This is a genomic window from Novosphingobium sp. B-7 (assembly GCF_000410615.1).
In the GTDB taxonomy this organism is placed as follows: Bacteria; Pseudomonadota; Alphaproteobacteria; order Sphingomonadales; family Sphingomonadaceae; genus Novosphingobium; species Novosphingobium capsulatum.
The window spans coordinates 37,318-44,019 of sequence record NZ_KE148484.1; the positions used below are offsets into that span (position 1 = coordinate 37,318).

A 6,702-nucleotide genomic window follows, 5' to 3' on the forward strand; every position below is an offset into this window, starting at 1 on the left:
CGCAAGCGGCCCAACGTCAGTCTCTATACGCTGGCATTCATTCAGAGTTAGGCCGTACGTTCCCGCAAAAGGCCACCCTTCCCGCGGGGCGCCAGGCTAATCTGCTTCGTCACACCTTTTGGCATTTCCAACCATCTTAGGCCCTCGCCAGGACTTCCACCGCCTCCGAATTCGGGCGTGCCCGATTACAGAAAGCTCTCGCCCGCGTGGTTCTCAAACAATGCGGCATCGCGAACATACCCGAGGAGTACCTCGACCTTTTTCTGTCGCGAGACCTCCTGCATCTTTGGCAATGAGGCCCCAGCCTTCGCCGCCTCGGTCAGGAACCCTGATCGCAGCGAATGCGCGCCAACCGCCACAGGATCGAGCCCAACCTTCCCAGCGTAACGCTGGATCAACCGCGCGACCGAGCGATCGGACATCGGCTTCTTCGTCATCACGCCTTGCGCATCGGTCCGGTAGAAAAGAGGACCCGCCTCCCCTCCCCTTACGCTGAGCCATTCGTTGAGGCGGAGACCGGGTCTGAGAATCTTTCCCGAAGGCACGGCGATGATCTGCCCTTCCCCCTCCTGATCGGTCTTCGAGTGACGGATCGTCAACTTGAGCCCTTCGCGCACGAGTTCGAGATCGGCGAGCTGCAGGGCGACCAGCTCTGAACGCCGAAGCGCCGCTGCGAGGCCTAACGCCATCACCGCACGGTCACGGATCGCCCGCGGGCTCGATCCTTCTGCAGCTGTAATCATCCGCGCCAGATCGGCCGCCAGAATGGCGCTCTTTTTGCGCGTCGGTCGAGCGCGCTGCTCGCGCCGAATGCCCGCAAGCGTATCGGCGATGACATCTCGGGGATCACGGTGCTGCGGCGCCACATGCCCCGCCTGCCGGTGATGCCATGCGATAGCAGCAAGGTGCCGCCCGATGGTGCTGTCCGCCCTCCCCGCCTGTGCCAGCGAGGCAAGGTATGTGGCCACTGCCTCTGGCATAGCAGGCATAGGATCAAGATCGCGCGTCCAGCACCATTCTTCGAACTGGCGCCAGTCGCTGTCATAGGCACGAACTGTGTTCGCGGCCTTGGAACGCGCTCTGTAGGAGCGTGCAGCCTCGATTTCGGCGGCGAGTTGCGGCGGGATGGTCTGTCCGAGCGGGACAAGTGCCTCACCGCTCAGTGCCTCGGCGATGATCCCGTTGCCGTCAGCCAAACCGTTTCTCCTCTATGCTCGGTCGCTCCGCTGGTTTCTCCTGCATTCTGCCCTTGAGAAGGCGGCGGCGGCGATGCGGATTTGAGGTACTCTATATAGAGGGCATAGCGTGGATGGTACGCTAAACAACGCTAAGGGCGAACAATCAGCGAACGCTTATGCGACGCGGCTATCCGGCGGGAGATTGAGGGCCTTGCGGCCAGCGGAAGCGGCTGCGCGATCCCAGAGGAAATCGCCGGAGAAGGCAATATGCTCCCAACCCACGGGGGACGTATGGGCGAGCAGATAATCAGGCACCGCGACCGAGGTTGATCGTAGATGCTGGGCGGCAGCATCCATGTAGATCGTGTTCCAGTAGACGATCGCGGCGATGACTAGATTGAGGCCGGATGCCCGATATTGTTGCGCCTCATGGCTGCGGTCGATGATCCGGCCTTGGCGGAAGGTGTAGATTGCCTGCGTCAGGGCATGGCGTTGTTCGCTGTTGTTGAGACCAGCATGGCATCGCTGGCGCAGATCGGGATTTTCCAGCCAGTCCAGCATGAACAGGGTTCGCTCGATCTTGCCGATTTCCTGTAGCGCGACGTCGAGTTGGTTCTGCCGTTCGTACGCGGCGAGCTTTCGCAGCATGACCGATGGCGCGACATGGCCGGCCTTGATCGAGCCGACGAGGCGCAGCACGTCATCCCATTGTTCAGCGATGATGTCGGTGCGGATACGCTTGCCCATTAGCGGGGCGATGGCCGGATAGGCCTTAACCGGCGCGATCGGCGCGAGGCGCCGGTCTGGAAAGTCGCGCAGGCGCGGGCAGAAGCGAAATCCCAGCATCGCGCACAGGGCGAAGACATGATCGGTCGCCCCGCCAGTGTCGGTGTAATGCTCGACGATTTTCAGATCGGTGCCGTGGCTGGTGAGGCCGTCGAGAACATAGGGTGCCTCATGCGTCGCGGCAGAGATCACGTTGACGTGGTAAGGCGCACGCTGGTCGGAAACATGAGTGTAGAAGCTGAAGCCATGATCGACGCCATAGCGGGCGTTGATATCGCCGCCCGATGCACCGCGCTTCGCGCCCCTGAAGAACTGGCCATCGGAACTGGACGTTGTGCCGTCGCCCCATACGCGCGAGAATGGCAGGCGGTGATGCGCGTTGATGAGCACGGCCAGCGCCGCGCAGTAGCTGTCGTCGCGGATATAGGCGTCATGGGTCCACAGGAGCTGGTCGCGCGTCACGCCCTGGCTCGCGGCAGCCATGCGCGACAGGCCGAGATTGGTGGCATCCGCAAGGATGGTGGCGAGCAGCGCGTTTTCGTTGGGGCACGCTTCGCCGGTGCGCAGGTTCGTGAATGCAGCAAGAAAGCCGGTTTCCTGCGCCACTTCATGCAGCAGCTCGGTGATGCGGATGCGGGGCATCATCGCATCGAGCCGGTCAGCCAGCGCTTCGGCATCGGGCATCGCGATCGTGCGAACCGGGGATATCTGGAGGCGGCCGTCGCGGAACCGCACACCCTCCAGAGCGTCGCGCTTCAGGCGCTGGGCAAATTTCTTCAGTCGCCAGTCCAGTTCGCGGCCCCGTTGTTCGAGCCATTCGCTGGCTGTGGGTGGCAGACCAAGAGCCGACACGATTGGCTTCGCCTTCGGTTCGCTGAGCAGGTAGCTGTCGAACTGGCGGTATCCCGCCGATCGCTCCACCCAGACATCCCCCGAACGCAACTTGTTGCGCAGATGCGCGATCGTTGCGATTTCCCAGAGCCGCCGGTTGATCTTGCCGTTATCGCCAACGACGATTTTTCGCCATTCTTTACGGAAGGGCATCGGAGCGTCGGTAGGAAGATCGCGTTTGCCCGACCTGTTGAGGTCGCGCAGCATTTCGATGGCAGCGATCGTTTTCGCACTGCCCTTTCCGGCCCTGAACTGGAGCGTCTCAAGCAGGTCGGGGGCGAACTTGCGTAACGTCGCATAGCGGTCGGCCGCGACCGTCAGCGGATCGAGGTTGGCGGTTTCCGCGATGCTCGCCACTTCCGGCCTCGCCTTCATCAGGGTGTTCCACCCGACCGATGCGTCCAGGACCTCAATTGGATCTTCGCCAGTATCGACCGCATCGGTCAGCGCATCGATCGTTCTGCGAAAGATCAGCATCAGCCGCGCCACGTTCTTCGATGTGGCGGCATAGCTACGCGCCTGGGCATTCTTCGCGCGGGTGAAGATGCTGCCGATCAGCTTGTCCGCCATCTCCAGAGCGCTGTCGGTCAGCTGCTCTTCAAGATCGAGCAGGAAGGCAACCAGCGTGGCGCGCCGCCGGGAGGGAACGTATCGCTCGATCATATAGGCAGGCGATGCACGGCCTTCCCGGACATATTGCCGGAAGCGGTCCGCGTGGATGCGGCCAGCCACGTCCGGGGAGATGCCGATCTTCCGCACTTGCCGCAGGCGGTCGAGAATCTGGCGGATATGATCGGGCCTTGCCGCGATGGGAATGGTCTTGAGCGAAGCGAGCTGGCTCATGCCCCCGGCGTCGTCAAAGAGCTGGTCGAGGGCGTGGACCTGTTCAGCGCTGAGATCGTCGATCAGGGCATAGGCGGCTTGCTTGCGGGCACGCGCGCGCCCCGCGCTGCTGGCACGCTCGATGGTGGAGATGGACGGCAGCAGAATCCGGGCCTCACGAAGGGCGGTGACAACACCGGTCGCTATCGTCATCCCCTTGTCGGTCGCCCATGCCGTTTTCGTGGCCGCTTCGATCATGAACGGAATATCGGCACGCGTCGGCCCTCGCAGTCCCAAGCGCGCGGCTAGCTCGCGAGCATGGTCCGTCATGGTCTGGTCCCTCGCCGCATAGTCAGCCAGATCCGTGACGCGCAGGCCAAGCTGTTCTGCGACGAAGGCGGCGAGATCATGGGGCATCGCTCCCCTGTTCTGTATCAACTGCGCCAGTGTGATGCCCGGGTGGCGCAAGAGCGCGAGTTGCAGCGCGACGCCCAACTGGTTCCGTCGTTCCCGTCGCGCGCCGATGATCTCGATGTCCGCAGGCTCGAAGGTGTAGAGCCGAGCCAAGTGGTCGCGATCGGTCGGGATGGCAAGGATCTGATTGCGCTCGCTCTCGGTCAGGAGTTGATGCTTGCGCTTCGTCATGCCGATTCCCGTCCACAAAAGGTCAACTGCGCCTATGGACAGCCATGAGTAAAGAGACATAGTATGTGGACGGCTATGGGCGGGGTGAAGCGGTCGCCCTGTCGTTTTCAGAAGACGGCTGCACTGAACGTCAGAAGCCGACTGCACTATAGCAGCGGAGGGGTTGGATCCATCAGGCAACGACGGGCTGCTGCCGGCCATCAGCGGACGCAGGGAGGACTTTCCGCAACCGGCCGTTCGATGCGGCACCGATGGCCTTCGCGCAGGGGTAGTGAATCCGCCAGGATTGACTTGCGCTGCCCTACCTCTCACTAGTGAGGGGCGGCAGCGCATCAAGCGGTGAGCGCACTCCGGCACCGCCAACTTTCAGCACATGCGTGTAAATCATCGTCGTAGAGACGTCGGAATGGCCGAGCAGATCCTGCACGGTTCGAATGTCGTAACCGCTGCGGAGCAAGGCCGTCGCGAACGAGTGGCGGAGGGTGTGCGGTGTGGCGGGCTTCGTGATGCCTGCTTGTTCTACGGCACGTTTGAAGGCGCGCTGAAAGGTCTGGTCATACATGTGATGGCGACGCACGACACCGCTCCGTGGATCGGTCGAATGCGTGTGCTGCGCAAAAACCCAGAACCACGGCCAGGAATGCCCGGCGCGCGGATACTTCCGCTCAAGGGCGTCGGGAAGCGCAACGCCGCTGCGGCCCTCGGCCTGGTCCTTCAGCCACCATGCCCGTGCACGCGACAGCTGCTCGCGCAGGCTGGGTGCCAAGCTCTCGGGTAACATCAAGGCCCGATCCTTGGAGCCCTTGCCCTCCCGCACGATGATCGTGCCGTGATCGAAATCCAGATCCTTGACCCGCAGTTGCAAACCCTCACTGATCCGCATGCCCGTTCCATACAGAAGCTGGGCGAACAAACGATGCTCGCCTTCCAGAAAACCGAGGATGCGAACCACTTCATCCGGGGTCAGCACCACCGGCAAGCGCCGCGACGGCCGAGGTCTTCCGATCTCCTGAAGCCAGGGCAGATCCGTGCACAGCACCTTGCCGTAGAAGAACAGCAAGGCCGCCAATGCCTGACGATGCGTGGAGACCGAAACCTTGCGCTCGTTCGCCAGCCAGGACAGAAATGCCTCGACTTCGCTGCTGCCCAAGGTTGCCGGGTGACGCACACCGTGGAAACGGATGAAGGCACGAACCCAGTGGACATAAGCCTGTTCGGTTCGTAAGCTGTAATGCAAGTAGCGTATGCGCTCACGCAACTGGTCCAGAACCTTGACCGAACGCAGCGGTGGTAACGGCGCAGTGGCGGTTTTCATGGCTTGTTATGACTGTTTTTTTGTACAGTCTATGCCTCGGGCATCCAAGCAGCAAGCGCGTTACGCCGTGGGTCGATGTTTGATGTTATGGAGCAGCAACGATGTTACGCAGCAGGGCAGTCGCCCTAAAACAAAGTTGGGCATTAAGGAAAAGTTAATGGCAATCCGAATCTTCGCGATACTTTTCTCCATTTTTTCTCTTGCCACTTTCGCGCATGCGCAAGAAGGCACGCTAGAACGTTCTGACTGGAGGAAGTTTTTCAGCGAATTTCAAGCCAAAGGCACGATAGTTGTGGCAGACGAACGCCAAGCGGATCGTGCCATGTTGGTTTTTGATCCTGTGCGATCGAAGAAACGCTACTCGCCTGCATCGACATTCAAGATACCTCATACACTTTTTGCACTTGATGCAGGCGCTGTTCGTGATGAGTTCCAGATTTTTCGATGGGACGGCGTTAACAGGGGCTTTGCAGGCCACAATCAAGACCAAGATTTGCGATCAGCAATGCGGAATTCTACTGTTTGGGTGTATGAGCTATTTGCAAAGGAAATTGGTGATGACAAAGCTCGGCGCTATTTGAAGAAAATCGACTATGGCAACGCCGATCCTTCGACAAGTAATGGCGATTACTGGATAGAAGGCAGCCTTGCAATCTCGGCGCAGGAGCAAATTGCATTTCTCAGGAAGCTCTATCGTAACGAGCTGCCCTTTCGGGTAGAACATCAGCGCTTGGTCAAGGATCTCATGATTGTGGAAGCCGGTCGCAACTGGATACTGCGTGCAAAGACGGGCTGGGAAGGCCGTATGGGTTGGTGGGTAGGATGGGTTGAGTGGCCGACTGGCTCCGTATTCTTCGCACTGAATATTGATACGCCAAACAGAATGGATGATCTTTTCAAGAGGGAGGCAATCGTGCGGGCAATCCTTCGCTCTATTGAAGCGTTACCGCCCAACCCGGCAGTCAACTCGGACGCTGCGCGATAAAACCGCGCAGCGCCGGTTACTTCAACGTTAGATGCTTTGCTGTGCGCACAAATTTCGGCCAGCAACAAGACTGTTTTTTT

Annotated in this window: 4 protein-coding genes; 1 reads left to right on the forward strand and 3 read right to left on the reverse strand. The window is 60.3% G+C overall.

All coding sequences use genetic code 11. The annotated features are described in order from the left end of the window. Positions 1-185: 185 nt before the first annotated feature. The 3 genes from H926_RS0121095 to intI1 form a co-directional block, all read right to left on the reverse strand. Positions 186-1,196, reverse strand: a complete 1,011-nt coding sequence (locus H926_RS0121095) for a site-specific integrase (protein WP_022678024.1) — start codon at positions 1,194-1,196, stop codon at positions 186-188. Between the two features lie 156 nt (positions 1,197-1,352). Next, a complete protein-coding gene (locus tag H926_RS0121100; protein WP_007015734.1) occupies positions 1,353-4,322 on the reverse strand; it encodes a Tn3 family transposase in 2,970 nt (989 codons plus the stop codon). A gap of 301 nt (positions 4,323-4,623) precedes the next feature. After that, positions 4,624-5,637: a class 1 integron integrase IntI1 gene (intI1, locus tag H926_RS0121105; RefSeq protein WP_000845048.1), complete on the reverse strand. Its 1,014-nt coding sequence runs from the start codon at positions 5,635-5,637 to the stop codon at positions 4,624-4,626. A 157-nt stretch (positions 5,638-5,794) separates the two neighbouring features. Between intI1 and H926_RS0121110 the strand changes: the two genes are divergently transcribed. Then, a complete protein-coding gene (locus H926_RS0121110) occupies positions 5,795-6,622 on the forward strand; it encodes an oxacillin-hydrolyzing class D beta-lactamase OXA-2 (RefSeq protein WP_001007673.1) in 828 nt (275 codons plus the stop codon). Positions 6,623-6,702 lie beyond the last annotated feature (80 nt).